Origin of the sequence: Streptomyces sp. NPDC126503, from assembly GCF_040302405.1 — a bacterium.
GTDB lineage: Bacteria > Actinomycetota > Actinomycetes > Streptomycetales > Streptomycetaceae > Streptomyces > Streptomyces gulbargensis.
Genome location: NZ_JBEORS010000007.1, coordinates 199,254 through 224,046 on the forward strand (window position 1 = coordinate 199,254; position 24,793 = coordinate 224,046).

Consider the following 24,793-nt stretch of genomic DNA (forward strand, 5'->3'; position numbering starts at 1 on the left):
GCTGGCCAGAATGCCCAAGGAGATCCGCGCCGCGCGCCCGCTCCTGGAGCGGCTCGCCCGGGAGGTGCCCGCCCGGCTCGGCGGCAAGCCGGCGCTGCTGGTCTGGGGGATGCGGGACATGGTGTTCCGTCCGAACGCCTGCGTCCCGCGGATGCGGGCCGCCTTCCCCGACCTGGAGGTCGTCGAACTGCCGCACGCCCGGCACTTCATCCAGGAGCACGCGCCGCACGCGATCGCGGCGGCGATCGCGAAGCGCTTCCCGTGACGGTGAGGGCCTCGCGGCGGGGGCCGTGGCGTTTCTTCCCCGCCGCGAGGCCGAGACCGGGGCCTCGTCGAGGCGGTCCCGGCCGACGGACCGGGCACGCCGCGGGACCTCCGCGTCGGACCGTACGCCGAAGGGGTCCGGCCGCGGCGGTCGTACCGCTCACGTGTGAAGACGAGGGGGAGTTGTGGCGCGGGTTGTGGCGATATCGTGAGGGCATGGGAGTACAGGCGGCGGTCGGAGCGCTGATCGAAGAGGTGGAGCAGCAGCTCCGCGAGCAGGTGTGGGACCTCACGCGCGGCGACCGGGATCTGGCGTTCGCCGCGGCGACCGGCCTCCACGAGGCGGTCGGCCCCGCCGGTGTCCAGGAGGTGCTGTCCGACCTGGAACGCCTGGCGCACCTGCGCGAGGTCCTGGCAGCGCTGGCGATCACGCTGGCCCGCACCCACGGTCGTCTCGCGTGGTTCCTCGCCGCCTGCATCGAGGCACTCTCGCCGGTCCTCCACTGGCGGGCCCTGCCGTCGGGAGGCGGACGGAACTTCGACACCACGCACCCGACACCCGGTCAGTTCGCCGAGGCAGAGGGGGCGGTGCGGCAGCTGGCCGCCGTACTGCTCCGCATCGCGGCCTGAGGAGCGAGCGGCCCGCCCCTCCGGGCGGAGAGGCGGGCCGTTGTCACACCGTCAGCGCTGCAGGGTCAGCAGGCCCGGCCGGTAGGGCCACTGGCCGTAGTCGCCACCGGAGTTGGGGTCGCGGCCCTGGTAGAGGAACCGCAGGTTGCAGGGGTCGACCGTGAAGGTCTGGTCGGCGCTCGTGCGGATCAGCTCGCCGTGGCTGATGTCGTTGGTCCAGGTGGCGCCGCTGTTGGCCTTGCCGGCGAAGGGGTTGCCCTCGGTCGCGGCCTGGGGCGTCCACGAGCCGTTCAGACTGGTGGCCGTGAACGAGCGGAAGTAGCGGCCCTGCGCACCGATCGCCTCGACGATCATGAGGTAGCGGTCCTGGCCCTGGAGCTTGTAGACCTGCGGGGCTTCGAACAGGTTGTTCTTCGTGTCGCTCATGATCGTTGTGTACGACGAGCCGAAGCTGCCCGGAAAGTTCCCGATCGGCATGCTCGCCCGGTAGATCTTGCCGTTGTCACCGGCGAAGAACAGGTACATGTTCGTCCCGTCGGCGATGAGCGTCTGGTCGATGGGGCCCGTGTCCGAGCCGGTGATGCTGCCGGAGAAGAGTTCCTGCTCCGCCGACCAGCCGTTCGGGTTCGTGGGGTCGGTCGACGTCCGGTAGGAGAAGGCGGACCTGCCCCACTGGTAGGCGAGCACCCAGATGTTCTTCGGTGCGAAGTAGAACAGCGTGGGCGCGACGACGGACGTCGACATCGCGTTCTGGCCGGTCGAGGCCATCTGCGACCAGTCGGTGAACGGGGTGAAGTTCATCGAGCCCCAGCCCGCTCCCGTTCCCGCGGCGCCGTGCGTGGTCGCGTAGACGAGGTGCTTGCCGTTGTGGGGGGCGACGGTGAAGTCCTTGAGCGAGGCCCATCCCGGCTTGGGCTGCGCCAGCGGGCCCGTCGACGACCAGCGGTACGTCGAGGGAAGGGCACAGGTGCCGGGGGTGCCGCCGCCGACCATGACGAGTTTCCACTGCTGGTTGGCGCCGCCCCAGTCGTCGTACTGGACGACGTTCGCGCCGTCGGCGGTGGAGCCGCCCTGGACTTCGAGTGCCTTGCCGCTGTGGCGTGCGACGAGCCGTACGTGACCGTCCGCGCTGTCGGCGAGCCGCCACTGCTGGTTGGTTCGGTTCAGGTCGGTCCACTGGACGATCGCGCCGCCGTTGGCGGTGGAACCGTTCTGGACGTCCAGGACCTTGCCGGAGTGGCGGGACTTGACGCGGTAGTAGCCGTCGCCGGAGGGGACGAACTGCCACTGCTGCTGGTTCTGGTCGTTCCTGGTCCACTGGGTGATGCGGGCCCCGTCGTTGGTGGCCAGGTTGTAGACGTCCAGGGCCTTGCCGCTGGTGCGGTTGACGAGCACGTACCAGGCGTTGGTGTCGACCGTCGCGGCGGCGGCGGGCGGGGCGGTGAGGAGAGACGCCCCGAGCAGCAGGGACGACAGGACCGCCAGGACCAGACTCAGGACCAGGGGTGGATGGCGAAATCTCATCGGGAGAGCTCCTTCGGGTGAGGGGGGTGGGTGGGGTCGGAGACGTCGACGGGGACGGGGACGGAACAGGGTCGGAGGAGGCCGCACATGCCGAAGACCGGTTCCTCGGGGCGCTTCAGCCGCGCCACTTCGCCGTGATCGAGGTGGGAGAGGTCCCCGGCCCGCAGGCGCTCCAGCTGACGGCCGGTCTCGGCGGCCGCTGCCAGGGAGCCGGCCCGCCAGCGGGTCCGCCAGTCGTCCAGGAGGTCCCTCTTCAGGCGGTGGGCCGCGGTGTGGAACTCCCGCAGCCCTCCCTCGCGCAGGGCCAGGAATCCCTCGATCGCCAGATCGCGGCGCCGGCGCGCCGCCGCCGCGTGGTCACCGGTCAGGGTGGCCGCCGCCCGGTAGGCCTCGGGATCGGCCAGTACCGGGGCGGGGAAGGTGAGGACGGCGTCGCCCGCCTCGGGGAGGCCGCCGTTCTGCATGAGCACGACCAGGCGCAAGCCCCCGGCGTTGACGAGGCGGTGGATCGTTCCGGGGGTGAACCGGACGACGTCGCCGGGGCGCAGCGGGGTCGAGGCGAAGCCGGTGGCGGTGAGGGTCTGGACGCTGCCCTCGCCGCCGGTGACGACATAGGCCTCGGAGCAGACGAGGTGCATGTGGGGCGTGCCGCCGCGCAGCCCGTCGGCGGCCTCCCAGTCGTACACGGTCAGCCCGGAGAGCCCGACGCCGCCGGGGAGCGGGGTCACCACGGGTGTTCCTCGACGTGGCGGGCCAGGCGCGCGCGGGTCCACGCGCCGTCGGCCACGACGATCCGGTAGCGGCGGGCCAGGGTGGCGCCCGGGGCCAGGGTCAGCTCCTCGTCGAACGCCAGGGACGGGTTGACGGCGGGGATGGGTTCACTGCGGACGAACCAGCGGCCGGGGGTGTCCGGATCGTCCAGGAACAGGAGCGTGGAGGAGCGGTCGACCTCGTCGTGGCTGCCGGTGAAGGCCAGCCAGTCGCCCTTCTCGCCCATCGCGGGCCCGATCACCTCGCCGCCGGTGAAGTCCCGTGGGCCCCGCCAGAAGAGTCCGGAGTATCCGGCGAGTTCTCTGCCCTGGGTACCCGGGCTGCCGAAGGTCAGGGTGGCGCCGTGGACGTTGGTCAGCGCGGTGGTCACCTCCAGGGTCCAGCAGTCGGTCTCGGCGTCGCGTGCGGTCAGGGTGCGGCGCTCGTCGATCCAGTGCTCCCCCGCGCTCGTGTGCCAGGCCAGGTCCTCGGTGATCACGGCGCGCCCGTGGCCCGACTCGGCGGACAGGGCGAGGCTGCGCATCGTGCCGAGGTTCGGCAGGTCGACGTAGCCCTGTCCGCGCAGATAGGTGCCGCCGCCCCAGAAGTTCTGACCGGACACCCATGAGGCCGTCATCTGGATGCCCTTGTGCCACCGGTGGTCGTGCGGCCGGTAGCCGGTGACCACGTCACCGGCGAGCGTGCGCACCGGATGCAGGTAGGGTTTCGGCGCCTCGAAGGGGTCCATGACCGGCCGGTGGACGTAGCGGAAGAGGTCGACCCCGCGCGCCCGGACGGTCAGGGAGTCCTCGGCTCCCCGGAGGGTGAACGTCATCGGAACACCTCCGGGCGGCCGCCGTTGAGCGAGGCGTAGAACGGGTCGGCCGCGTCGATCTCGCCGCGCCGGACGGGCCGGCCGGTGATCGCGGCCTTGTAGAGGGCGGTGACCAGTTCCATCGTGGGCCTGCCGAGGTCGGGCCGGATCCCGGCCTCGTAACCGTCCAGGAGGTCCGCGAGCTGGGCGGCGTGCGAACTGGGCGGGCCGTCCGGCGGTTCCCACGTCACGCCGGGCGACCGGGCGGTGAAGGTCCAGTCCGTCGGCGCGTAGCCGTACAGATGGCGCAGCTCGACCGTGCCGTCGGTGAGGTCGAACCGCAGGTAGCTCTCCTCGCGCGGGGAGAGGACGCTGTTGACGACGGTGGCGATGGCTCCGTTCTCGAACCGGACCAGGGCCGCGGACACGTCCTCGGTCTGGACGTCGCGGTCGAGGCGGCCGGCCATCGCGCGCACCTCGGCCCAGGCGCCGAGCGTGTGGAGCATCAGGTCCATCTGGTGGATGCCGTGGCCCAGCGTCGGACCACCGCCCTCGCTCCGCCAGGTGCCGCGCCAGGGCACGCCGTAGTAGGCGTCGTCGCGGTACCACGCCGTGACGCACTGCGCCACCAGTGGGCGGCCCAGGGCCCCGGCCGCGATCCGGTCGCGGAGGTGGCGGGCCCCCGGGCCGTACCGGTGCTGGAACACCGCGCCCGCGGCGGCGGGACCCTCGGCGGCGTGGATCCGGTCGAGCTCGGCCAGCGACAGGGCCACCGGCTTCTCGCACCACACCCATGCCCCCGACTCCAGGCAGGTGACGGCCTGTTCGGCGTGCAGGTAGGGCGGGGTGCACAGGTGCACGAGGTCCGGGTTCTGCTCCTGGAGCATCGTGCGCAGGTCGGTGTAGACCGCGGGGATGCCGTGCTCGGCCGCGAAGGCTTCGGCACGCGTCGCGTCCACGTCGACGGCCGCTACGAGCACGGCCCGGTGGGCCTGCGTCCGCAGCGCGGGCACGTGGCAGATGCCCGCGATCCCGCCGGTACCGACGATCGCCGTACGTATCATCCGCCCAGCACCTTCCTGATGGCGTGGTAGGCGGGCTTGGGCCTCAGGTCCTCGTCGTAGGGCAGTGCGGCGCCCTCCCCGGGGAAGACGGCGGGGATCCACGAGTACTTGTCCGTGTAGTCCCAGAGGGTGATGCCGACGCACTTCCTGACCGCCAGGCAGGCCCGTACGTAGTCGGCGTACCAGGTGGCCTGGGTGGCGAGCTTCTCGGGGGTCGCCGGGAGCTCCATGCGGATGTCGAGTTCGGTGATCGCGACGTCGACCCCGAGGTCGGCGAAGCGCTGGATGTTCTCCTTGATGCCGGCGGGGTAGCCGTACTGGAGGGCCAGGTGGCCCTGGAGGCCGAAGCCCTCGATCGGGACGCCGTCGGCCTTCAGCTGTTTGACGAGGCGGTAGTAGGCGTCGCTCTTGGCGTTGATGCCGTCGACGTTGTAGTCGTTGAGGTAGAGCTTGGCGTGCGGGTCGGCCTCGTGGGCCCAGCGCAGGGCGTCGGCGATGTAGCCGGGGCCGAGCGTCTTGTAGAAGACCGACTCGCGGTAGGTGCCGTCCTCGTTGAAGGCCTCGTTGACGACGTCCCAGTGGATCACCTTGCCCTTGTAGTGGCGTGCCACCGTCTGGATGTGGTTCTTGAGGACGGGGCGCAGCTCCTCGGCGGTCCAGGCGCGGTCGGTGAGCCAGGCGGGGAGCTGGCTGTGCCAGACGAGGGTGTGGCCGCGGACCTTCTGGTGGTGGGCCTTGGCGAAGGCCATGACCTCGTCGGCGGCGGTGAAGTCGAAGACGCCGGGCTCGGGTTCGGTGGCGTACCACTTCATGGCGTTGCCCGGGGTGGTCTGGCCGAACTCGCTGCCGAGGAGCTTCAGGTAGGCGGCGTCGGTGAACTCGGGGTTGTCGGTGGCGGAGCCGAAGTACTTGTGGTGCTTCCTGGCCAGTTCGCCGAGCGTCTTGGGGCGGGGCTTGGCGGCCGCGGACTGCGCGGTCGCGGATTCCTTGCTCGCGGGTTCCGCGGTCGCGGGCGTGGCGGCGAGGCCGGCCGCCACGCAGACGGCCGCGGACAGGGCGACGAGATGCCGGGACATGGACCGGGACATGGACATGGATGGCTCCTCGGGTGGTGGCGGATCAGTCGAGAACGATCGTGGTGAGCGCGCGGGGGGCGAGCTTGGCCGTGAGGGTGGTGCCGCGCGTGGTGGCGACTTCGGCCGGGGTGATCGAGCGGGTCTCGTCGGTGACGTAGCCCTCGGGGTGCCGGTCGTGTCCGCCGCGGAGGGTGAAGTCGGCGGTCTTCTCGGTGGTCGCGGTGTTGAGGATCTCGATGACGCGGCTGCCGTCGGTGTTGCGGAAGGCGGTGACGCTCAGGGCCGGGTCGGTGTGCGTGACCGGTACGCGGACGGCGCCGGGGCGGATGAACCGGCTGAAGGCGGCCAGGGCCCAGTACCGCTTGGACACGCGGTAGTCGTCGCCGGGGTTGGCGAGCTGGATGAGCCCCCGGGTGGTGCCGAGGGAGGCGCCGGTCCAGTAGACGTAGGCGTTGGCGTTGCCGACGGTCAGGGTGTTCTGGATGTCGGCGGCGACGGTGAGGCCGTCGTAGCCGCTGCCGTCGTCCCAGTTCTCGTTCCAGGTGGTGCCGTCCGGCGACCATTCGGACATCCAGACGCGCTTGTCGGTGGGCTGCGGGACCGTGGTCGGGCCGCTGTAGCGGTGGCCGGTGATGGTCCGTACGGCCTTGTCGGCCTCCGGGTCCGCCTCGATGGCCTCGGTGAAGGCGACCTGCCGGTCCCAGCCCGCGGCGTCGCAGCAGACGATGCCGGTCCTGAGGCCGGAGGCGCGGACGGTCGGACCGAGCACCTTGAGGAAGTCGACGGCCGCTTGCGGGGTGAAGCGCATCGAGGCGTACGTCGCCGTCCAGTCGGGTTCGTTGGTGAACCCGAGGTCGGTGATGTCGATGCCTTCCCTCTTGTAGAACTTGGCGTACTGGACGAGGTAGTTCGCGTAGGCCTGCCGCCATTCGGGCAACAGCTCGCCGCCGTCGTTCTCGTTCTTGTTCGTCTTCATGAAGGCGGGGGCGCTCCAGGCGTCGGCGAAGAACCGCTTGACGCCGTACGCCTTGGCCTCCTTGGCGAGCCAGACCTGGCCGCCGTCCCAGCCGTCCCAGACGTACTTCGGCGTGGCGTCCGGCCCGCCCGGGTCGGTGGGGAGGATCGTCGGCATGTGGTCGTAGACCCGGTCGGTCGACGACCCGATGCCCAGGCGCAGGATCGACAGGCCGGCGCCCTTCTCCTTGCTGAGCAGCAGGTCGAGGACCTCGCGCCGCTTGGCGGGGCTGAGGCCGCGCGCGCCGGCGAGCAGGTCGGCCCGCTGGAAGGCCATGGAGAAGCCGAATCCGTCGATGGGCTGGAGTGCGGCGCGGAAGTCGACGACGGGGCGCGGGGGGTCCGCCGCGGGGGTGGCGGCCGACGGTGATGTTAGCGCTAACAAAACGCCGGCGGTCAGCGCGGTCAGTCGTTTCACGGAGTCTCCTCGGGGGTGGAGGGCACGCGGGTCTCCTCGGGGGGTGGCGGTCGTACGGATCTCCTGGAGGTGGAGGTCGTACGGGGCGGGTCAGCCCTTGGTGGCGCCCGCCGTGAGGCCGCCGATCAACTGGCGTTCGGCGACGGCGTAGAACGCGAGCGCGGGGACCATGGCGAGCACGATGTAGGCGAGGACGAGGGCGTAGTCGGTCGAGTACTGGCCCTGGAACTGCTGGACGCCGACCGGGATCGTCTGCCATTTCGGATCGTTGAACACCAGCAGCGGCAGGAAGAAGTTGTTCCAGCTCGCGACGATCGCCAGCACCGAGACCGTGCCGAGCGCCGGGCGCGCCATCGGCAGCAGGATCTTCCAGAAGAAGCGGAACTTGCCGCAGCCGTCCACGATGGCCGCCTCCTCGATCTCCGCCGGGATCGTCCGGAAGAAGCCGCGCAGGATGACGATCGTCATCGGGAGTCCGAAGGCCGCCTGCGGGAGGATCACCCCGAGCGGATGGTCGAGCAGGCCGAAGGTGCGCAGCATGAGGAAGAGCGGCAGGACGGCCACGGCGAACGGGAACATCAGCCCGATCGTGAACAGCGTGTAGAACAGCTCCCTGCCCCGGAAGGTGTAGCGGGCGAGCACGAAGGCCGCCATCGCGGAGGCCGCGACCGTGCAGAACGCCGTGCCGATCGCGATGCCCGCGCTGTTGGCGATCTGCCGCCAGAACATCCCGTCGCCGAGAATGCCCGTGTAGTTGCCGACCCGCCACCGCTCCGGGAGTCCGAAGGGGTTCGTCGTGAGCTCGCCGGTGCTCTTGAACCCGGAGATCACCGCGTAGATCAGCGGTACGGCGACGAACGCGGCGATCAACCAGACCACGGCGTGCAGCGACAGTCCGCGTGCCGCCCTGCGGGCGTTCATCGGCCGCCTCCCACGGTGACGGCCCCGCTCAGGTCACGGCGGAGCACGTAACGCTGGTAGAAGAGGGAGAAGACCAGGCTGATCATGAACAGCGCCACGCTGATCGCACTGGCATAACCGACCTGGTACCGCTTGAACCCGAACTGGAACATCGCGATCGCCATCGTCTCGGAGGAATGGTTGGGCCCGCCCGCGGTCATGACCCAGACGAGGTCGAACAGCTGGATGGAGCCGATGATCGAAAGGAAGACGCTGATCCGGATCGTCGGGCCGAGCAGCGGCAGCGTCACGTGCCGGAAGCGCTGCCAGGCGCCGGCGCCGTCGATGGCCGCGGCCTCGAGGATCTCGGACGGGATGCTCTGCAGTCCGGCGAGGAAGAGCATCATGTGGAAGCCGAAGTACTTCCAGATCATGACCACGAACAGGGTCGGCATGACCGTCGAGGGATCGGCGAGCCACCTGCCCTGCAGCCCCTCCAGGCCCACGAGCCCCACCAGGTGGTCGGCCATGCCGGCACCGGGCAGGAAGATCATCGTGAAGAGGACCGCCGTGACCACTTCGGAGAGGATGTACGGCGCGAAGAACAGCATCCGGTAGACGGCCCGGCCGCGCAGCCTCTGGTTGAGCAGGACCGCGGTGAACAGGGCGAACGGCAACTGGACCGTGACGGACAGGACGATCAGGTACAGGCCGCGCCCCAGATCGCCGAGGAAGACCTGGTCGTCGAAGAGTTTGGTGTAATTGGCGAAGCCGACGAAGTCGTCCAGGGGGCCGATCCCGCCCCACTTGAAGAAGCCGGTGTAGACGGCGACGACGATCGGGGCGAGGACGAAGACGAGGAAGAGGACCAGAGCCGGGGCGAGGAACCACGCGACCGAGGCCCAGTCCCCCCACGCGCGCGGAAGTGACCGGACCGGTGCGGGCGGGTGCGGCGGCGCGGTCGTCACCGTCCGCTCCTTCGTGAGGGTGGTCTCGGAGCTAGGCACCCTGCGCAGCCTCGGTGATCGACGCGGTGACCTGCTCGGGCGTCTTCCTGCCCGCGATGAGGTCGGCGACGCTGTCGTTGACCTCCTGGCCGACCGCCGGCGGGTAGGCCTGGTCCAGGAAGAGCTGGAAGCCCGTCGCCTTGGCCAGGCTGGCGGCCACCACCTTCTTGTTGGCGTCGGTGAGGAGGCTCTCCGCGCCCTTGACCACCGGCAGGTAGCCGTTGGAGGCCAGCAGCTTCGGCTCGTTCTCCAGGACGAAGAACTTCAGGAAGTCCAGCGCCTCCTTCGGGGCGCCCTTGCGCAGCGCGAAGCCCCCGCCGCCGCCGAACACCTCGGTGGCCCGGCCCGCGCCGCCGTCCACGGTCGGGAAGGGGAAGAAGCCCAGGTCCGCCCCGAGGTCGGCGCCCGCGTCCTTCTGCACCGAAGGACCCCACTGCCCCATCAGCTCCATGGCTGCCTTGCCGTTGCCCATGGTCGCGGCCTGCCCGCCGGGCGTGGCGTAGCCGGCGCCGAGGAAGGCCGGCTGGAACGGCTGGAGGTCCACCAGCTCCTTGAGGTGGGCGCCCGCCCGGACGAATCCGGCTCCGGTGAAGTCCTTGGTGGTGGCGGCCTGTTGCAGGGCGGGGAGACCGGCCACGCGCATCGCGAGGTAGGCCCAGTAGTAGTGGCCCGGCCACTTCTCCTTGCCCGCGAGGGCGATCGGCGTGACGCCGGCCGCCTTGAGCTTCCTGACGTCTTCGAGGAGTTCGGCCCAGGTGGCCGGTGGCGCGGTGATCCCGGCCTTGGCGAAGAGTTTCTTGTTGTACCAGAAGCCCACCATGCCGATGTCGTAGGGCACCGCGTAGGTCCGGCCGTCGAACTGGTACGCCTCCAGAGAGACCGGGGTGAGTTCGGACGACCAGTCGAGGAGGTCGGTGAGGTCCTCGACCAGTCCCGCCTCGGCCTGCTGCCGCAGCACGCCGCCGCCCCAGGTCTGGAAGACGTCGGGAAGTTTTCCCGAGGAAGTGGTGGCGGTCAGCTTGGACTTGAACGCCTCGTTCTCCAACGAGGTCGTCTTGATCACGATGTTCGGGTGCGCGGCCGTGAACGCCGTGGAGATCTGCGGGAAGAGGGACTTGCCCGGTTCCGTCGTCGCGATGTTCCACCACGCGAGGGACACCGTGCCGTCGGCCGCCGGCCCGCCACCGGAGCCGCCGGTTCCGCAGGCCGCGGTGAGGGAGACGGACAGGGCGGACAGGCCCGAGAGCGCCAGGAAGCTTCGTCGGCTCGGGAGGGTGCTGGCCATGGGACCTCCGGGGTGGGGAATGCCGTTTCGTGCCCGAAAATGTTTCGAAATACTCTCGAATTGCGTGCTGCCACAAACTAGGAACGTGTGGCTGAGCGGTCAAGGCCTCGCACCGAATTATCTCTGGGAGCCCGGGTGTTCGCAGGGTTGACAAGCAGGTCGGGCCGCCCGGAAACTCATCGAAAGTTTGCGATACCTGTCGCCGGCCGAAGGCACCGCGCAGAGGAGAGAAGTTGAGCGAACAGCGTCCGACCCTGGCCGTCATCGCCGCGGAAGCGGGGGTGTCCCAGGCCACCGTGTCCAAGGTGATCAACGGCCGCTCCGACGTCGCACCCTCGACCCGCGAACGGATCGAGGGTCTGTTGCACGCGCACAACTACCTTCCGCCGGGCCGGCAGGGCAGGGCCCGCAGGTCGGGTCTCGTCGATCTGATCATCGGCGGGCTGGACAGCGCGTGGGCGGTGGAGATCCTGCGCGGCGTCGAGGCCGAGTGCGCCCAGCGGAGCGTCGGCACCGTCGTGTCGCTCGTCCCGCCGGGCGAGGCGACGCCGTCCAGTTGGACCGCCCTGCCGGTCCTGCACCACAGCGACGGCGTCATCCTGGTCACCGCCTCGGTCACCCGCGCCCAGCGCGCCCAGGTCGAGCGGGCCGGGGTGGCGCTGGTCGTCATCGACCCGATCGACCTGCCCGGCAACGCCGTGCCGAGCGTGGGAGCGACCAACTGGGCCGGCGGTCTCGCCGCCACCGAGCACCTGCTGGAACTCGGGCACCGCCGGATCGCCGCGATCGGCGGACGCAAGGAGATGCTCTGCAGCCAGGCCCGCATCGACGGGTACCGGGCCGCCCTGGAGCGGGCCGGGATCGAGGTCGACCGCGACCTGATCCGGTTCGGCGACTTCCAGCACGAAGGCGGATTCCGGCGCGCCCAGGAGCTCTTGGCCCTTTCCGAGCCGCCGACCGCCGTCTTCGCCGGCAGCGACCAGCAGGCGATGGGCGTCTACGAGGCGGCCCGGCAGGGCGGACTGAGCATTCCTCAGGACCTCAGCGTCGTCGGCTTCGACGACCTGCCGATGTGCCAATGGCTGTCACCGCCGCTGACCACGGTGCGCCAGCCGCTGGAGGAGATGGGCCGGGTCGCCGCCCGCACCCTCTTCCAGCTCCTGGAGGGCCAGCCCCTGGTCAGCCCGCGGATGGAGCTCTCGACCGAACTGAAGGTCCGGCTCTCCACCGCCCCGCCTCGTCCCTAGGAGAACCCCTTGAACGAGCCCTGGCGTGACCCCCTCCTGCCCGCGCCGGTGCGCGTCGCCGATCTGCTGGGACGGATGACGCTGGAGGAGAAGATGGGGCAGCTCGCCGGTTTCTGGGCGCTGCCCTCGGATCCGGGAGCGCCCGTCGCGCCGATGGAGGACGACTCCGGCGAGTCCGCGCCCGGCCTGGACGACATCGTGGCCCATGGGCTCGGTCAGCTCACCCGGGTGTTCGGCACCGCCCCGGTCACCGCGGAAGCCGGCATGGAGCGGCTCGCCTCGCTCCAGCGGCAGGTGACCGGGTCCGGCCGGTTCGGCATTCCGGCGGTCGCGCACGAGGAGTGCCTGACCGGGTTCATGACGTTCGGCGCGACGGTGTTCCCCGGGCCGCTCGCCTGGGGAGCCTCCTTCGATCCCGGACTCGTACGCCGGATGGCCGCGGCGATCGGCGCCGGGATGCGGCGGGTCGGCGTCCACCAGGGGCTGGCGCCGGTGCTCGACGTGGTCCGCGACTACCGGTGGGGCAGGACCGAGGAGTGCATCGGCGAGGACCCCTGTCTGGTGGGGGCGATCGGCACGGCGTACGTCCAGGGCCTGGAAGGCGCCGGCGTCGTGGCGACGCTCAAGCACTTCGCCGGGTACTCGGCCTCGCGCGGCGGCCGGAACATGGCCCCGGTCTCCTCGGGACCCCGCGAGTTCGCCGACGTGCTGGTGGAGCCCTTCGTACGGGCGCTGCGCGAGGGCGGCGCCCGGTCGGTGATGAACAGCTACACCGACGTGGACGGCGTCCCGGTGGCCGCCGACGAGCGGCTGCTGACCGATCTGCTCAGGGGCGAGCTGGGATTCGGCGGGGTCGTGGTCGCCGACTACTACTCCGTCTCCTTCCTGGAGACCCGGCACGGCGTCACCGGTTCGCGCGGCGCGGCCGGCGCGCTGGCGCTGACCGCCGGAATCGACGTGGAACTGCCCACGGCCCGCTGTTACGGCGAGCCGCTGACCGCGCTCGTGCGGGCGGGGAGCGTGTCCGAGGAGCTCGTCGACCGGGCCGCGGAACGCGTCCTGCTGCAGAAGGCCGAACTGGGCCTGCTCGACCCCGGCTGGGAGCCCGTCGAGCCCGCGCCGGTCGACCTCGACCCGCCGGAGAACCGGGCGCTGGCCAGGCTGCTGGCCGAACGGTCCACCGTGCTGCTCGCCAACGACGGCGTCCTGCCGCTGCGGCCGTGCCGGGTCGCGGTCCTCGGGCCGTACGCCGACGATCCGCAGTCCTTCCTCGGCTGCTACTCCTTCCCCAACCACGTCGCGCTGCCCGGTGACCCCGGCGTGGAGATCCCGACGCTGGGGGAGGCGCTGTCCGCCGCCGGGTTCACGGTCACCGCGGACGATCCGGAGGTGAACGTGCTGATGCTCGGTGACCGGGCCGGCATGTTCGGCCGGGGGACCTCGGGAGAGGGCTGCGACGCCGAGACCCTCGATCTGCCCGGCGACCAGGCCGCCTTCGCCTCCGCCGTGCTCGACTCCGGGGTACCGACCGTCCTGGTCCTCGTCTCCGGGCGGCCCTACGCGCTCGGCTCCCTGGCCGAGCGGGCGTCGGCCGTGATCCAGGCCTTCTTCCCCGGTGAGGAGGGCGGGACGGCGCTGGCCCGGATCATCAGCGGGGCGGCGGAGCCGTCCGGGCGGCTGCCCGTCTCCCTCCCCCGCCGGGCCGGCGGCCAGCCCGGCACCTACCTGCGTTCGCGGCTCGCCGGACCCACCGACTGGAGCTCGGTGGACCCGACTCCGCTGTTCCCGTTCGGCCACGGGCTCAGCTGGACCCGCTTCGACTACGCGGACCTCGCGGTGGATCCCGTCGCGGCGACGGACGGAACCGTCTGTGTCGCGGTCACCGTGCGCAACGTCGGCGAGGTCGCCGGCACGGAGGTGGTCCAGCTGTACCTCTCGGACCCCGAGGCGTCCGTCGTCCGGCCGCAGCGGTGGCTGGCCGGCTTCGGCAGGGTGGAGCTGCAACCGGGCGCGGCCGCCCGGGTCACCTTCTCCGTCCATGCCGACCGGACCTCGTTCACCGGGGTGGACCTGCGCAGAAGAGTGGAACCCGGGGAGATCGGCGTGGCCGTGGGACGGTCCAGCGGTGACCTGCCGCTCCAGGGCTCCTTCACTCTGCGGGGCCCCGTACGGCACCCGGGGGCCGACCGGGTGCTGTCCGTGCCGGTCGAGATCGTCCCGCTGCCATGAGCGCGTTCTCGGGCGATCCCGTGCTGCCCGGGTTCCGCCCCGACCCGTCCGTCTGCCGGGTGGGGGCGGACTACTACCTGGTGACGTCCAGCTTCGAATGGTTCCCGGGCCTTCCCGTGTTCCACAGCCGCGACCTCGTGAACTGGCGGCGCCTCGGTTCCGCGCTCGACCGGCCGTCCCAGCTCGACCTCACCGGACGCGGACCCTCGCGGGGCCTGTTCGCCCCGACGATCCGGCACCATGACGGACTCTTCCACCTCGTCTGCACGCTGATGGACGGCCCCGGCCATTTCGTCGTCACGGCGACCGACCCGGCGGGGCCGTGGTCACGGCCGCACTGGCTGGAGGGCGAGGGCTTCGACCCGTCGCTGTTCTTCGACGACGGGCCGGACGGTGACGGCCGGGCGTGGTTCACCGCCGCCCGCGTCCTGGACGAGGCGGCGGGCCGCACCGAGATCTGGATGCGTGCCTACCTTCCCCGCGAACGGCGGCTCACGGGGCCCGAGTACGTCCTGTGGCGGGGAAGCCGCCCGGGCGCCCGCTGGTCGGAGGCCCCGCACCTCTACCGGATCGGCGGCACCTACCTGCTGCTCACCGCCGAGGGCGGCACCGAGGCGGAGCACAGCGTGGTCGCCGCCCGCTCCGAGCGTGTGACCGGCCCCTACCGGGGTGTTCCCGGCAACCCGGTGCTGCCTCCCGTCGCGGAGGGCCCGGTCACCCGCACCGGGCACGCCGACCTCGTCCGCACCCCGTACGGCGACTGGCGAGCCGTCCTGCTCGGCGTCCGGCCGGGCTCCGCCGTCGGCCGCGAGACGTTCCTCGCCCGGGTCACCTGGAGCGACGGCCGGCCGGTCTTCTCCCCCGTCGTCCACACCGGCCTCCGCCGCCCCGTCCACGACGACTTCGCCTCCCTCTCCGCGGACTGGAACACCCTGGGCACCCCCCGCACGCGGTTCTGGACCACCGGCGACGGGCTGCGCCTCCGGCTCCGCCCCGAGCGCCTCGGTGAGCGCGCGACCCCGTCCCTCCTGGTCCGTCCCCAGGAGCAGCCCGACTGCGACGTCTCCACCGAACTGCGCTTCACCCCCGCCGCACCGGACGAACAGGCGGGCCTCGCCGTCGTCCGCGACGACGACACCCACCTGCTCCTCCTTCGGACCGCCGGGGGACTCGCCCTCCGACGGGGGCCCGACGTCCTGGCCGGCGTTCCCGTCCCCCCGGGCCCCGTCCGTCTGGGGGTACGCATCCGCGGCTTCCGCCACACCTTCGCCTACGCGGCGCACGGCGGCGCCTGGCAGGACCTGGCCACCGTCGACGCCACCTTCCTCACCCCGCTGTTCACCGGGGTCCAGCTCGGCGTGTACGCCACGTCGCACGGCCGCCCGTCCACCGGCCACGCCCATTTCCCGTGGTTCGACCTCACGTATCCCGACCGGCGGGAATCGTCCTGACCGTGGCGGTGCCCTCCGGGGAGGATTCCTCGCCCCGGGGAAATGTTCCTCCGCGAGGCCTTCGGTGCGTCCGGCGACGCATGCGCCGGCAGTTACGCCGTCGCCCCCTGCGCGCGAAAATCCAGCTCAGCGGCGCTCCCCGTCGAAATATTTTCGAGGAGATGCGAGCAAAGGAAATCCCCCGAAGGCCGCCTCAGGAGGATCCCGTCCTCGAAATTCTCCGAAACCGTTGACATGCCCCTGCGGTATTTCCAGACTGAATTCCGAAGCGGTGCCAGACCTTTTGTCTGCCCCACGGCGCCCGGCCTCGACCGGGCCGCGCCCTGGCGGCACGCGTCCTTTTTCCCTGGACGCGGACGCCGCGGAAGCGGATTTTCTCCGCCGCATTCCCCTCGCCGCGTGATTTCCGTCCTGGAGGTTCCTTCATGCGTTCACCCACCCTTTCCCCGCCCACCGTCCGCCGCAGAATCGGCAGCCTGTGCGCGGCGTCGGCTTCCTGGGCTCCGCCACCGTGCTGGTGGCACCGCCGGCCTCGTACGCCGCCGAGGACACGCTCGGCCGCGCGGCGGCGCAGAGCGGCCGGTACTTCGGCACCGCCATCGCCTCGGGGCGGCTCAACGACACGACGTACACCTCGATCGCGAACCGCGAGTTCAACTCGGTGACCGCCGAGAACGAGATGAAGATCGACGCCACCGAGCCCCAGCAGGGGCAGTTCAACTTCACCGCCGGCGACCGTGTCTACAACTGGGCGGTCCAGAACGGCAAGCAGGTGCGGGGCCACACGCTGGCCTGGCACTCCCAGCAGCCCGGCTGGATGCAGAACCTCAGCGGCGGCGCGCTGCGCCAGGCCATGATCAACCACATCAACGGCGTGATGGCCCACTACAAGGGCAAGATCACCCAGTGGGACGTCGTGAACGAGGCCTTCGTCGACGGCACCTCGGGCGCCCGGCGCGACTCCAACCTGCAGCGCACCGGCAACGACTGGATCGAGGTCGCCTTCCGTACCGCGCGCGCCGCCGACCCGGCCGCCAAGCTCTGCTACAACGACTACAACGTCGAGAACTGGACCTGGGCCAAGACGCAGGCCATGTACGCCATGGTGCGCGACTTCAAGCAGCGCGGTGTACCCATCGACTGCGTCGGCTTCCAGTCCCACTTCAACAACGACAGCCCCTACCACAGCAACTTCCGCACCACGCTGCAGAACTTCGCCGCCCTCGGCGTCGACGTGGCCGTCACCGAACTCGACATCCAGGGCGCCTCGCCGACCACGTACGCCAACGTGGTCAACGACTGCCTGGCCGTCCCGCGCTGCGTCGGCATCACCGTCTGGGGCGTGCGCGACACCGACTCGTGGCGGGCGGAGCACACGCCGCTGCTGTTCAACGGCGACGGCAGCAAGAAGCCCGCGTACGCCTCCGTCCTCAGCGCGCTCAACGCCGTCTCCCCCACACCGCCTCCGACCCCCTCCCCCGGCTCCGGACCGATCAGGGGCGTCGCCTCGGGCCGCTGTCTGGACGTGCCCGGAGCCGGTACGGCCGACGGCACGCAGATCCAGCTGTGGGACTGCAACAGCCGTACCAACCAGCAGTGGACCTACACCGCCGCGGGTGAACTCCGGGTCTACGGCGACAAGTGCCTGGACGCCGCCGGCACCGCCAACGGCGCCAAGGTGCAGATCTACAGCTGCTGGGGCGGCGACAACCAGAAGTGGCGCCTCAACTCCGACGGATCCATCGTCGGTGTCCAGTCGGGCCTCTGCCTCGACGCCGCCGCCAACGGGACCGCCAACGGCACCCTGATCCAGCTCTACTCCTGCTGGAACGGCACCAACCAGCGCTGGACCCGTTCCTGACCCCGCTCCGCACCCGGGACCGCACCCGTCGCTCCCCCCGGAGCGGCGGGTGCGGTCGCGCCCGGAGCGGGTCATGTGGAGCGGGGGTTGCCGTAGTAGGCGTCCGGCCCGTGCTTGCGTGTGTAGTGGCGGTCCAGGACGTGCCGCGGAGGTTCGACCGTCCCCAGGGCGATGGTGTGGAGGGCCATCTCGGCCACCGCCTCGCAGATGATCGCGTGCTCCAGGGACGCGGTGGCGTCCGCGCCCCAGGTGAAGGGGCCGTGGTGGGCGACGAGCGCGCCGGGCACTTCCCTGGCCCGGGCGTCGTCACCGTCCAGCAGGTCCACGATGACCTGACCGGTGTGGTACTCGTAATCCGTGGCGCACTGCTCGGGGGTCAGCGCCTCGGTGACGGGGACGGGACCGTTGAAGGTGTCCGCGTGGGTCGTGCCGAGCACCGGTATGGGGCGCCGGGCCTGGGCGAACGCGACGGCGTGGGTGGAGTGCGTGTGGGTCACGCCTCCGATGGAGGGGAAGGCCAGATAGAGGCTCCGGTGCGTCTCCGTGTCGGTGGACGGCCGCAGATGGCCTTCCACCACGCTGCCGTCGGACAGCGAGACCACGACCAGGTCCTCCTCGCGCAGGACGTCGTAGGCCACGCCCGAGGGCTTGATGACGAAGACGCCGGCCTGCCGGTCCACACCGCTCACGTTGCCCCAGGTGAGGGTGGCCAGGCCGGCGCGGGGGATGCGGAGGTTGGCCTCCAGGACCTCTCGGCGCAGTTCGTCGGACACGGCGGTGCTCACGGAGGGCTCCCTCCTGGTGGGGGTGGACGCGGCGATGGGGGCGGCAGCGGCGGGGGTGTTCACAGGCTCTGGGCCAGACGGTGGTACGCCTGGTTCCAGCGCAGCTCGCGCGTGAAGCGCCGGATGGTGGTGTCCTCGTCGATCACGGCGAGTTCGGTGCGCAGCATCTCGGCGAGGTCGTCGAGTTCCTCACCGCCGAGGGCGGTGGTCAGCACGGTGTGGTGCGGTGCTCCGGCCGTGAGCCACGCCTCGGTCGAGGTGCGCAGGTCGGGGCGGGGGCGCCAGACGGCTCGGGCGACGGGGAGCCGGGGCAGCGGCTCGGGCGGGGCGACGACGTCGATGCGGTTGGCCACGAGGCGGAACCGCTCGCCCATGTCGGCGAGGCCGACGACGACGGCCGGCCCGGGGTCCGCGTCGAAGACGAGGCGGACCGGGTCCTCACGTCCGCCGATGCCGAGCGGATGGATCTCGCAGGACGGCGTCCCCGTCGTGAGGGAGGGGCAAACCTCGAGCATGTGGGCGCCCAGGATCAGCTCCTGACCGGGTGTGAGGTCGTAGGTGTAGTCCTCCATGAAGGAGGTGCCGCCCGGCAGGCCGTGGGCCATCGCCTTCAGGGTGCGCAGCAGGGTCGCGGTCTTCCAGTCACCTTCGCCGCCGAAACCGTAGCCGTCCGCCATCAGGCGCTGCACGGCGAGCCCGGGCAGCTGGCGCAGGCCCCCGAGGTCCTCGAAGTTGGTGGTGAAGGCGCGGAAACCGCCTTTCGTGAGGAAGGTCCGCAGTCCGGCTTCGATGCGGGCCGCGTACCGCAGGGAGTCGTGGCGTTCACCGCCGGGCCGCAGCTCGGGCGCGAGGGCGTAGAGCTCCTCGTACTCCTTGACGAGGGAGGAGACGGTGTCCTCGGGGGCGGCGTCGACGGCGGCGACGAGGTCGTTGACGCCGTAGGTGTTGACCGAGACCCCGAACCGCAGCTGCGCCTCGACCTTGTCGCCCTCGGTGACGGCGACGTCGCGCATGTTGTCGCCGAAGCGGGCGAGTTTGAGGGTGGTCAGCTCGGACCGGCCGACGGCGGCGCGGGCCCATCCGGCGATGCGCTCGACGACGACGGGGTCGGAGACGTGACCGGCCACGGTCTTGCGCGGGACACCGAGGCGGGTCTGGACGAAGCCGAACTCGCGGTCGCCGTGGGCGGCCTGGTTCAGGTTCATGAAGTCCATGTCGATGGTGGACCACGGCAGTTGGCGGTTGGCCTGGGTGTGCAGGTGCAGCAGCGGCTTGCTCAGGGCGTCCAGGCCGGCGATCCACATCTTGGCCGGGGAGAAGGTGTGCATCCAGGCGATCAGGCCGACGCAGCGGTCGTCGGCGGATGCTTCCAGGCAGACCGCGCGGATGGCGGCCGCGTCGGTGAGGACCGGCTTCCACACGAGGCGGACGGTCAGCCGGGCCTGGCCGGCGAGGGTGTCGCAGAGGGCGCGGGACTGGTCGGCGACCTGGGCGAGGGTGTCGTCGCCGTAGAGGGCCTGGCTGCCGGTGAGAAACCAGATCTCGCGGTCGGGCGGGGCGAGCGTCATGTCGGGTGCTCCTCGGAGGTGCTGGGGCGAAGGGGTCGGGCCGGTGCGGGGCGGGGCGCAGTGCCCCGGTCAGCCGCCGGTGGTGACGCGTGCGGTGTTGCGGATCCGACGCAGGCGGTGCAGGAGGAGGTCGGGGCCGGTGCCGAAGTGCTCGTGCAGGGTGCGGTACTCGCCGAACAGCGCGTCGTAGGTGTCCGCCCGTGCGGGGTCGGGCACGTACGCGTGGCGCCGGACGCCGCCCATGACCGAGGCGGCGGAGCGGACGTCGGGGTAGGCGCCCGCGGCGACGGCGGCGTGGATGGCCGAGCCGAGCGCCGGCCCCTGTTCGGACGTGCCGACGGAGACGGGTCGGCGGAGCACGTCGGCGTAGATCTGCATGAGCAGCGCGTTCTTCTTCAGTCCGCCGGTCACGATGAACTCCTCGACGGGGATTCCGCCGGCCTCGAAGGCCTCGACGATCAACCGGGTGCCGTAGGCGGTGGATTCGAGCAGGGCCCGGTAGACGTCTTCGGGCCGGGTGTCGAGGGTGAGTCCGGCGACGACCCCGGAGAGGTGGTGGTCGACCAGGGGGGAGCGGTTGCCGTTCATCCAGTCCAGGGCGACCAGGCCGTGTGCGCCGACCCGCTGGGCGGCGGCCTTGCGGGTCAGGAGCGAGTGCAGGTCCTCGCCCGCCGCCTCCGCCTCGGCGCGGTAGTGGTCCGGGACTCCCTGGCGGAGCCACCAGGCGAAGATGTCGCCGACCGCGCTCTGGCCGGCCTCGTAGCCGTAGGCGCCCTCGACGATGCCGCCGTCGACGACCCCGCAGATGCCGGGGATCTCGGCGAGGACGGCCCCGTTGAGGATGTGGCAGGTGGAGGTGCCCATGATGGCGAGCATCCGGCCGTTCTCGACGGCGCCCGCCGCGGGCGCGGCCACGTGGGCGTCGACGTTGCCGACGGCGACGGCGATGCCTTCGGGAAGACCGGTCCAGCGCGCGGCCCGGCCGCTCAGTCCGCCGGCCCGGGAGCCCAGGGGGGACAGCGGGTGCTCCAGGCGCGTGGCGGGGAAGTCGGCGAACTCCGGGTGGAGGCGGGCGAGGAATCCGGGCGACGGGTAGGAGCCGTCCTGGTGGATGCCCTTGTAACCGGCGGTGCAGGTGTTGCGGGACTCGGTGCCGGTGAGCTGCCAGACGATCCAGTCGGCCGCCTCGATCCAGCGGGCGCAGGCTGCGTAGACGGCGGGATCCTCCTCCAGGACCTGCAGCGCCTTGGCGTACTGCCACTCGGAGGAGATCTTCCCGCCGTACCGGCCGATCCACTTCTCGCCGTGGGCGTGCGCGAGGGCGTTGATCCGGTCGGCCTGCTCCTGGGCGGCGTGGTGCTTCCACAGTTTGGGCCAGGCGTGCGGGCGGTCGGCCCACTCGGGCGTCAGGGCGAGCGGGGTGCCGTCCGGGGTGGTCGGCAGGACCGTGCAGGCCGTGAAGTCGGTGGCGATGCCGACGACCCGGGCCGGGTCGACCCCGGCGTCGGCGAGCGCCGCCGGAACGGCGGTGCGCAGGACGTCGCGCCAGTCCTCGGGATGCTGCAGGGCCCAGTCGGGGGGCAGCGGGGCCCCGGTGGTGGGAAGGGTGTCCTCGATGACGGCGTGGCGGTACGCGTGGACCGCCGAACCGAGCTCGGCGCCGTCCCGGACCCTGACCACGACGGCCCGCCCGGAGAGGGTGCCGAAGTCGACGCCGATGGTGCAGGCCTCGGGGTGGTGAGGGGCTGCGGGGCCGGAAAGGGCGTGTGGGGTCACGATGCCGTCTCTCTCGTCATGAGCAGGGGGCGGGTCGGAGGAGCCCTCTGATTGTTAACGCTCACAATTCACTTGGACAAGAGCTGGAGGCACTTCTGTCCAACATCAGGCGGGGTGCGGTGGGGCGGCGAAGTGAGCGCTCACGCGGGTGCCCGAGGGCGGACCCCGCGCCCCGGCCGGCCCGGTGCGGGTACGGTCGGGGAGGCCGGAGCGGTCGGCGGGGCGGAACGGGCGGCGGCGCGGGTCCCGCCGGGGCGCCGAGTGGACGGACGCGCGGACGCCGCCGGGCAGCGGGCGGGCGGCGGGGGGGAGCCGGTCCCGGTCGCCGGGCGCCGCGCGACAGCAGCGGGCGCCGAAGGACAGGTGCCGGTCCCGGGGCGCCGGACGGCAGGTTCCGGAGGCCAGGCGGCGGTTCCGATCGCCGGACGCCGTACGGCAGGTGCCGGCCGCCCGGACGGCAAGCGGCGGGCGCTCGGCACCGAGCGCCGACGACAGCTGCGGGACGTCGGGAGGACAGGGGCCGAGGGCAGAAGGCGGTCCCGGCCGCCGGGCGCCGTACGGCAAGCGGCCGACGCCGGAGCGAAGGCACCGGACGACACGTGCCGACCGCCGGACGAGAAGCAGCCGACGCCGGAGCGGAGGCACCGGACGACAAGCAGCCGACGCCGGAGCGGAGGCGCCGCACGGCAAGCGGCGGGCGCTTGACGACGGGCGCCGGCGGCGGGAGACGCCCGCCGGGTCAGGACTCGTGCGGTGGCCGCGTACTGGCGCGCATGATGAGCTGCGGTTCCACCAGGAGGTGCTCGGCCTTCCGGGCGCGGCCCTCGATGTGGTCCACGAGGAGCCCGATGCTCCGGCGGCCGATGGCGGCGAAGTCCTGGCGGACCGTCGTCAGCGGCGGAGGGAAGTACTCGGCCTCCGGGATGTCGTCGAAGCCGGCGACGGCCACCTGCCCGGGCGTCCGGATCCCGCCCTCCCGCAGCGCCCGCAGGACGCCGAGCGCCATCTGGTCGTTGGCGACGAAGACGGCCGTGACCGGGGTCGCGCCGCGGCGGGCCAGGGCGAGTCCCGCGAGTTCCTGCCCCGCCCGGTACCCCGACAGCGGGCTCCAGTCGCCCGTCAGTACGCGCGGCGGCCGGATGCCGCTCTCCTCCAGGACGGCGCGCCATCCCGCGGTCCGGGCCTCACTCTCCAGCCAGTCGTCGGGGCCCGACACGTGCCACACGTTGCTGTGCCCGGCGGCGAGGAGGTGCTCGGTGACCATGCGGGCGCCGAGTTCCTGGTCGAGGGAGACGCCGGGCAGGTCGAGCTGGTGACCGCCTTCCACGGTGACCACGGGGAAGGGCGCGTCCAGTTCGGCGAGCGCCTGCACGTGCGAGCGCTGCGGGGTGATGGCGACGACGCCCTCCACCCCCCAGGCCGCGAGGTGGTCGATGGCGTCCTTGAGGCCCTGCCCCTCTCCGGTGCGCAGGCTCACGGTCGAGACGAGGTAGCCCTCCTCCCGTGCTGCCTCCTCCAGGCCGGTCAGCGTGCTGGCGGGGCCGTACAGGGCGGTGTTGACGGCGATGACGCCCAGTGTCCTCGTACGGCGGGTCACCAGGGCGCGGGCGGCGGAGTTGCGGCGGTAGCCGAGCCGCTCGATGGCGAGGGTGACCTGCTCCCGGGTGGCCGCGCGCACGTTGGGGTGACCGCTCAGCACCCGGGAGACGGTCTGGTGGGAGACCCCCGCCTCCCGGGCGACGTCGGCCATCGTCGGCGGGCGGACGTCTTCCGCAGGATGCGCCACGTTCGCCTCCCTTCTCCGCGCTCACGGCTGTGTATCGATGCGAGAAAAACCTTAGCGCCTCTTGTATCACGCTGTTGTGAGCGCTAACAATCTAGCTCGACCAGGGTGCCGACACCCTGGCCACCCAGCCGGAACGGTGCCGTCCCGGTGGTGCGAGGACCCGCGCTGCCGTCGAGCCCGCCCCGGCCGGAGCCGCCCTCGACGACGGGATTGCCAGGTAACGCCCATGAAGAAGTTCCGATCCGCATCCGCCCTCCTGGCCGTGACCACCGGCTGCGCCCTGCTCCTGACCGCCTGCGGACAGAACAGCGAGGGCGGCAGCCAGGAGTCGAAGGAGAAGAAGGACCTCACCATCGGCATCGCCATGCCCACCAAGTCCTCCGAGAGGTGGATCGCCGACGGCCGGAACATGACCGCGAGCCTGGAGAAGGCCGGTTTCTCCACGACCCTGCAGTACGGCGAGGACGACCCCGACCAGCAGGTCGCCCAGATCGAGAACATGATCACCCAGGGCGTCGACGCCCTCGTCGTGGCCGCCATCAACGGCGAGGCGCTGTCCAACGTCCTGCAGCAGGCGGCGGACGCCGACATTCCGGTGATCTCCTACGACCGGCTCATCCTGGGCTCCCCCCACGTCGACTACTACGCCTCCTTCGACAACGAGAAGGTCGGCGAGCTCCAGGCCACGTACATCGTCGAGAAGCTGGGGCTGAAGACCGGCGCCAAGAAGGGCCCCTTCAACATCGAACTGTTCGCCGGGTCCAACGACGACAACAACACCAAGTACTTCTTCAACGGCGCCATGAAGGTGCTGAAGCCCTACCTCGACAAGAAGCAGCTGGTCGTGCGTTCCCGGCAGACCCAGCTCAACCAGGTCACCACGCTGCGCTGGGACGGCGGGACGGCGCAGAAGCGCATGGACGACCTGCTGACCTCCGCCTACGCGACGGCCCGGGTCGACGCGGTGCTCTCCCCCTACGACGGCATCTCCATCGGCATCCTGTCCGCCCTGAAGTCCGACGACTACGGGAGCGCCGCCAAGCCGCTGCCGGTCGTCACCGGCCAGGACGCCGAGGTCGCGTCCGTGAAGTCGATCATCGCGGGCCAGCAGACGCAGACCGTGTACAAGGACACCCGGGCCCTCGCGCAGGTCGCCGCCGACATGGTGAGCGCCGTGCTCTCCGGCAAGAAGCCCGAGATCAACGACGACTCCACCTACCACAACGGCGAGAAGGTGGTCCCGGCCTTCCTGCTCGACCCGGTCAGCGTCGACAGGTCGAACTACCGCAAGGTCCTGGTCGACTCCGGCTACATCGACGCCGGCGAGCTGCGGTGACCCCCGTG

At 71.4% G+C, this 24,793-nt stretch carries 20 protein-coding genes; 7 read left to right on the plus strand and 13 right to left on the minus strand.

Annotated features, from left to right (window positions below; all coding sequences use genetic code 11):
* Positions 1-10: 10 nt before the first annotated feature.
* Both ABTY40_RS12375 and ABTY40_RS12380 read left to right on the plus strand, forming a co-directional pair.
* Positions 11-265: an alpha/beta fold hydrolase gene (locus ABTY40_RS12375; protein WP_352059553.1), complete on the plus strand. Its 255-nt coding sequence runs from the start codon at positions 11-13 to the stop codon at positions 263-265.
* Between the two features lie 215 nt (positions 266-480).
* A complete protein-coding gene (locus tag ABTY40_RS12380) occupies positions 481-894 on the plus strand; it encodes a hypothetical protein (RefSeq protein WP_352059484.1) in 414 nt (137 codons plus the stop codon).
* A 51-nt stretch (positions 895-945) separates the two neighbouring features.
* Here the strand turns inward: ABTY40_RS12380 and ABTY40_RS12385 are convergent, their stop codons facing one another.
* From ABTY40_RS12385 to ABTY40_RS12425, 9 genes are all read right to left on the minus strand, one after another.
* Positions 946-2,418 (minus strand): non-reducing end alpha-L-arabinofuranosidase family hydrolase, encoded by a 1,473-nt coding sequence (locus ABTY40_RS12385; RefSeq protein ID WP_352059485.1) that lies wholly within the window; start codon positions 2,416-2,418, stop codon positions 946-948.
* A complete protein-coding gene (locus ABTY40_RS12390; protein ID WP_352059547.1) occupies positions 2,415-3,146 on the minus strand; it encodes a cupin domain-containing protein in 732 nt (243 codons plus the stop codon). The genes ABTY40_RS12385 and ABTY40_RS12390 overlap by 4 nt, the downstream gene beginning before the upstream one ends.
* Positions 3,143-4,003 carry a DUF6807 domain-containing protein gene (locus ABTY40_RS12395; RefSeq protein ID WP_352059486.1) on the minus strand — a complete coding sequence of 287 codons (861 nt, stop codon included), beginning with the start codon at positions 4,001-4,003 and terminating at the stop codon, positions 3,143-3,145. Before ABTY40_RS12395 ends, ABTY40_RS12390 begins: the two co-directional genes overlap by 4 nt.
* Positions 4,000-5,046: a Gfo/Idh/MocA family protein gene (locus tag ABTY40_RS12400; RefSeq protein WP_352059487.1), complete on the minus strand. Its 1,047-nt coding sequence runs from the start codon at positions 5,044-5,046 to the stop codon at positions 4,000-4,002. Before ABTY40_RS12400 ends, ABTY40_RS12395 begins: the two co-directional genes overlap by 4 nt.
* On the minus strand, positions 5,043-6,140 hold the full coding sequence (locus ABTY40_RS12405; RefSeq protein ID WP_352059488.1) for an endo-1,4-beta-xylanase: 1,098 nt from the start codon (positions 6,138-6,140) through the stop codon (positions 5,043-5,045). Before ABTY40_RS12405 ends, ABTY40_RS12400 begins: the two co-directional genes overlap by 4 nt.
* Before the next feature lie 25 nt (positions 6,141-6,165).
* Positions 6,166-7,554 carry a glycoside hydrolase family 30 protein gene (locus ABTY40_RS12410; RefSeq protein ID WP_352059489.1) on the minus strand — a complete coding sequence of 463 codons (1,389 nt, stop codon included), beginning with the start codon at positions 7,552-7,554 and terminating at the stop codon, positions 6,166-6,168.
* Between the two features lie 90 nt (positions 7,555-7,644).
* Positions 7,645-8,475 carry a carbohydrate ABC transporter permease gene (locus ABTY40_RS12415; protein ID WP_352059490.1) on the minus strand — a complete coding sequence of 277 codons (831 nt, stop codon included), beginning with the start codon at positions 8,473-8,475 and terminating at the stop codon, positions 7,645-7,647.
* The gene (locus tag ABTY40_RS12420) at positions 8,472-9,461 is read right to left on the minus strand and encodes a carbohydrate ABC transporter permease (protein ID WP_502990555.1); all 990 of its coding nucleotides are present in this window, start codon (positions 9,459-9,461) and stop codon (positions 8,472-8,474) included. The genes ABTY40_RS12415 and ABTY40_RS12420 overlap by 4 nt, the downstream gene beginning before the upstream one ends.
* Positions 9,454-10,746: an extracellular solute-binding protein gene (locus ABTY40_RS12425; RefSeq protein ID WP_352059491.1), complete on the minus strand. Its 1,293-nt coding sequence runs from the start codon at positions 10,744-10,746 to the stop codon at positions 9,454-9,456. The genes ABTY40_RS12420 and ABTY40_RS12425 overlap by 8 nt, the downstream gene beginning before the upstream one ends.
* A gap of 233 nt (positions 10,747-10,979) precedes the next feature.
* Here ABTY40_RS12425 and ABTY40_RS12430 point away from each other — a divergent pair, with 233 nt between their 5' ends.
* The 4 genes from ABTY40_RS12430 to ABTY40_RS12445 all read left to right on the plus strand — a co-directional run bounded on the left by ABTY40_RS12430 (position 10,980) and on the right by ABTY40_RS12445 (position 17,534).
* Positions 10,980-11,993: a LacI family DNA-binding transcriptional regulator gene (locus tag ABTY40_RS12430; RefSeq protein WP_352059492.1), complete on the plus strand. Its 1,014-nt coding sequence runs from the start codon at positions 10,980-10,982 to the stop codon at positions 11,991-11,993.
* Between the two features lie 9 nt (positions 11,994-12,002).
* Positions 12,003-14,222 carry a beta-glucosidase gene (locus ABTY40_RS12435; protein ID WP_352059493.1) on the plus strand — a complete coding sequence of 740 codons (2,220 nt, stop codon included), beginning with the start codon at positions 12,003-12,005 and terminating at the stop codon, positions 14,220-14,222.
* Positions 14,219-15,673 carry a glycoside hydrolase family 43 protein gene (locus ABTY40_RS12440; protein WP_352059494.1) on the plus strand — a complete coding sequence of 485 codons (1,455 nt, stop codon included), beginning with the start codon at positions 14,219-14,221 and terminating at the stop codon, positions 15,671-15,673. Before ABTY40_RS12435 ends, ABTY40_RS12440 begins: the two co-directional genes overlap by 4 nt.
* A 478-nt stretch (positions 15,674-16,151) precedes the next feature.
* Positions 16,152-17,534: an endo-1,4-beta-xylanase gene (locus ABTY40_RS12445; RefSeq protein WP_352059495.1), complete on the plus strand. Its 1,383-nt coding sequence runs from the start codon at positions 16,152-16,154 to the stop codon at positions 17,532-17,534.
* A 71-nt stretch (positions 17,535-17,605) separates the two neighbouring features.
* On the opposite strand, the gene araD is transcribed toward ABTY40_RS12445, so the two are convergent.
* The 4 genes from araD to ABTY40_RS12465 all read right to left on the minus strand — a co-directional run bounded on the left by araD (position 17,606) and on the right by ABTY40_RS12465 (position 23,449).
* Positions 17,606-18,319, minus strand: a complete 714-nt coding sequence (gene araD, locus ABTY40_RS12450) for an L-ribulose-5-phosphate 4-epimerase AraD (protein ID WP_352059496.1) — start codon at positions 18,317-18,319, stop codon at positions 17,606-17,608.
* Between the two features lie 59 nt (positions 18,320-18,378).
* Positions 18,379-19,887, minus strand: a complete 1,509-nt coding sequence (araA, locus tag ABTY40_RS12455; RefSeq protein ID WP_352059497.1) for an L-arabinose isomerase — start codon at positions 19,885-19,887, stop codon at positions 18,379-18,381.
* A 69-nt stretch (positions 19,888-19,956) separates the two neighbouring features.
* The gene (araB, locus tag ABTY40_RS12460) at positions 19,957-21,663 is read right to left on the minus strand and encodes a ribulokinase (RefSeq protein ID WP_352059498.1); all 1,707 of its coding nucleotides are present in this window, start codon (positions 21,661-21,663) and stop codon (positions 19,957-19,959) included.
* Between the two features lie 739 nt (positions 21,664-22,402).
* Complete coding sequence (locus tag ABTY40_RS12465) at positions 22,403-23,449, minus strand: LacI family DNA-binding transcriptional regulator (RefSeq protein WP_352059499.1); 1,047 nt, start codon at positions 23,447-23,449, stop codon at positions 22,403-22,405.
* Between the two features lie 226 nt (positions 23,450-23,675).
* Here ABTY40_RS12465 and chvE point away from each other — a divergent pair, with 226 nt between their 5' ends.
* The gene (gene chvE / locus ABTY40_RS12470; RefSeq protein ID WP_352059500.1) at positions 23,676-24,785 is read left to right on the plus strand and encodes a multiple monosaccharide ABC transporter substrate-binding protein; all 1,110 of its coding nucleotides are present in this window, start codon (positions 23,676-23,678) and stop codon (positions 24,783-24,785) included.
* Positions 24,786-24,793 lie beyond the last annotated feature (8 nt).